General features: G+C 61.7%; 3 protein-coding genes. All 3 read right to left on the reverse strand.

Going from position 1 to position 2,853, the window contains the following annotated elements; genetic code table 11:
* Positions 1-166 precede the first annotated feature (166 nt).
* Genes MU551_RS23140 through MU551_RS23150 form a run of 3 tightly spaced genes read right to left on the reverse strand, consistent with a single transcriptional unit; the run spans position 167 to position 2,698 of the window.
* Positions 167-511: an iron chaperone gene (locus tag MU551_RS23140; protein ID WP_247048917.1), complete on the reverse strand. Its 345-nt coding sequence runs from the start codon at positions 509-511 to the stop codon at positions 167-169.
* A gap of 9 nt (positions 512-520) precedes the next feature.
* Complete coding sequence (locus tag MU551_RS23145) at positions 521-1,387, reverse strand: alpha/beta hydrolase (RefSeq protein WP_247048918.1); 867 nt, start codon at positions 1,385-1,387, stop codon at positions 521-523.
* Positions 1,388-1,405: 18 nt separating this feature from the next.
* The gene (locus MU551_RS23150; RefSeq protein WP_247048919.1) at positions 1,406-2,698 is read right to left on the reverse strand and encodes a glycosyltransferase 87 family protein; all 1,293 of its coding nucleotides are present in this window, start codon (positions 2,696-2,698) and stop codon (positions 1,406-1,408) included.
* Between the last annotated feature and the right edge of the window lie 155 nt (positions 2,699-2,853).

Consider the following 2,853-nt stretch of genomic DNA (forward strand, 5'->3'; position numbering starts at 1 on the left):
CAAGCCGGTCCCGGTGACAACACCCCCCGGATCATTCATGACTGGGGGCAGAAACCATGCCGGGACCGACCGGCCAACACCCCTTATCCTGCAACAGGACCGGGGCTACGAAAAAGGTAACGGGGGGGCTGGTGACTGCAGAATCGCACCTACTTCAGCATCCCGGTTACTTCACGATTTCAGCCCGGCGGAGGCGGACGATCTCCTCCACGACGTCGTCGGGAACGGGATAATCCGGGGTAAAGCGGATGGTTCCTTTGGAAAGGGAGAAGCCCTCAAGCTTGTGGGCGACGGCGTCAACCACCTCGGGTGAGAAGGGGAAGATGGAGAGGTGCTTGGCGGCCGCGACGAACCCGATGAGCGGTTTTCCATCGAGCTTCAGGGCAGGCATTCCGTAGCTCACCCCGTCAATTGCCTCCGGAACAATGTCTCGTGCAATCTCTATTACCCGTTGCAGACAGCCGCGATCCGGCTCAGGCAAAGCGGCCAGGGAATCGTCAATGGAGCCCATGCGGTCATTCTAATCCCGCACCCAGCCCACCTTCTGTAACCACCGAGACAGGATGGGCAGAACAACTGAACTCTGCATCGCACCCAGGTGGTCAAGGCCCGGAAGGATCTGCACATCCCAGCCGGCCTTGATCAGAGTGCCTTTGTGCTCAACCAAAGGATCACCGATCCTCACTTGGACATCGCCCCAATTCGGCCCGTAATCGATCCTGTCCTCTGCACCCGCGAAAGCGAGCCGCGGCACATTCCGCGGGATGGCAGCTGAGAAGTCGTCGAAGTCCTGGAGGGCCTCATAGAGAGTGACGAACTGTTGGGTTTGGGCAGGATTCGTTTGAATGCCGGCGGAGTCCCAATCGCCAGGCTCAGCCTCAAGGGCCGGCGCTTCGGCCGGATCGGTTTCCTGACTGGTGGATGCCGAATGGGCGGTCCGCGTCACGGCCAGCATGCTCTTGTAGGGTCCATCCAGCGGCGGGAAACCGCCCATAGCAAGCGCCCGAAGACGATCCGTGCGGATGGCGAGCTGCAAGCCGCTGAGTGCCAGCCAGGAGTAGCCGTAGTAGCCAAACACGTCGGCACCGGCGGCGTCAGCTACGGCAAGCAGATCAGCCGCGACGTTCGCCGGGGTCAGGGTTTCCGGTGCCGGATGCGCTATCCGATGGCCTTCATAGTCAGCCACGATCACCCTGTTCGATCCGGCTAACCCCTTCACCAGGTTGGGTCCCAGATCAGGGTCTCCACCCCACAGGCGCATCGTCTCGGCTTCCGCGGGCGAGTAGGGCTCGAGGCGCGCTGGCACCAACAGGGCAGGCCCGTCGCCCTGAACGGTGATGGGAATAGTGGTGCCGTCATGCAGGACGGCCGCAGCGGAATCAGCCATGGTTTCTCCCCTTGTGCCTTAGCGCAGCGCGTCCGTCTCCTCAACGGTCCGTGCCGGAAACAATGCTGGTTCAGTGGTCAATGCGGCCGCCCTGCTGAACGCCAGCCAAGCAAGGATCACGACGCCTGGGAAGAGTCCGATCTCGACCAGGACCTCTGAAAGCGCTGATATCGAGTCATAAGGTTTTGGGGAGCCGGACAGCCCAGCAGCCTCCATGGGGTGCATAGCGAAAGAGGCAGTAAGCAGCAAGCACAGGACACCGGCCGGCGATCGGAGGAAACGGGCCCACCCGAACGGGCTGCGTCCGGCGGAGGCGGCCCGGCCGATGACAGCGGGAACGATGATGGCGACCCACACCCAGTGGTGACCCCACGACACCGGCGAAATCAGCAACATCACGAGGGCAGTCGCCCCTACCGCCCCCCACTGGTCACTCAGCCCGCGCGTCCTGTGAATGGCCGCTGCCCCCAGCCCCACAACGACCAACGAGAGCGCAATCCACAGCGCAACGCTGGGTTCATCAGGGAGACCCAGCCTGGCCACGAATCCCCGCACGGAGACATTGTCAAAGCGTGAAAGTTCCCCTACCCGGGTTGTGTCTCTGAGCGCCGAGAACCAGTATTGGCGTGATTCCGAAGGCGCCAGCAGAGCCATTAGACCTACGGTGGCGGCGAAACTGGCCAGCATGCGGCCGGCACTTTTAAAGTCCCTTCGCACAACGAAGTAGAGCAGAAAAACCAGCGGAGTCAGTTTAATGCCAGCGGCGATACCGCTGAGTATTCCTCGAGGCACTAATCCGTTCGGACGGCGCCTTGTGGTAGCCAGAAGGTCGACCACGATCAGGACCATCAGCAACGGATTGATCTGCCCCAGACCCAGCGAGTTCCGCCAAGGCCCCAGCAGAAGCAGCAATCCAGTGATAAACGCTGCAGCCAGCCACCATCTCCGGCTGTGGGGTGAAACGCGTATCACTCCCTTCTTCATGAGGTAACGGGCGATCATGACACCTAAGGCAGCACCTAGCGCCAGATTACTCAGCGCCTGAACAGTCCGTGCCAGTTCCAGGGGAAGGAAGGCCGTCGGCGCCAGAATCAGTGCCGCGAAGGGGGGATAGGTGAAGGCCATGGCGTCCATCCACGTTCCTGCAAGCCCCGGAGCGTAGAGGTCCCCACCCCGGACAAACTCCCTTGCTCCAGCCCAGTAGACGGTGAAATCCACCCCGTTGCGTGACGCTTCGTAAAGGAGATAGGCGGCCATAATGAGCGGGAGGGCAAGGCAGGCAACGGCCCCCAGAAGCTGCTTCTGTTTCATGTTCTCCCCATATTTACGCCTCTACCCTGCCGGCAGGTTTCGCACCGTGACCTTGTTAAGCTTACGCATGCCAGGGCAGCAGCACTCCGGTCCCGCCTGGGCATCCCGCGCAAAACTGTTGTGGGCCACGTGTCCAACCCCGAGGTCACCCGCCA

This window comes from Arthrobacter rhizosphaerae, from assembly GCF_023062595.1.
Classification (GTDB): domain Bacteria; phylum Actinomycetota; class Actinomycetes; order Actinomycetales; family Micrococcaceae; genus Arthrobacter; species Arthrobacter rhizosphaerae.

Coding starts and splice junctions, on each gene's coding strand:
- MU551_RS23150 (WP_247048919.1), bottom strand. CDS start 2,698: ATGAAACAGAAGCAGCTTCTGGGGGCCGTTGCCTGCCTTGCCCTCCCG.
- MU551_RS23140 (WP_247048917.1), bottom strand. CDS start 511: ATGGGCTCCATTGACGATTCCCTGGCCGCTTTGCCTGAGCCGGATCGC.
- MU551_RS23145 (WP_247048918.1), bottom strand. CDS start 1,387: ATGGCTGATTCCGCTGCGGCCGTCCTGCATGACGGCACCACTATTCCC.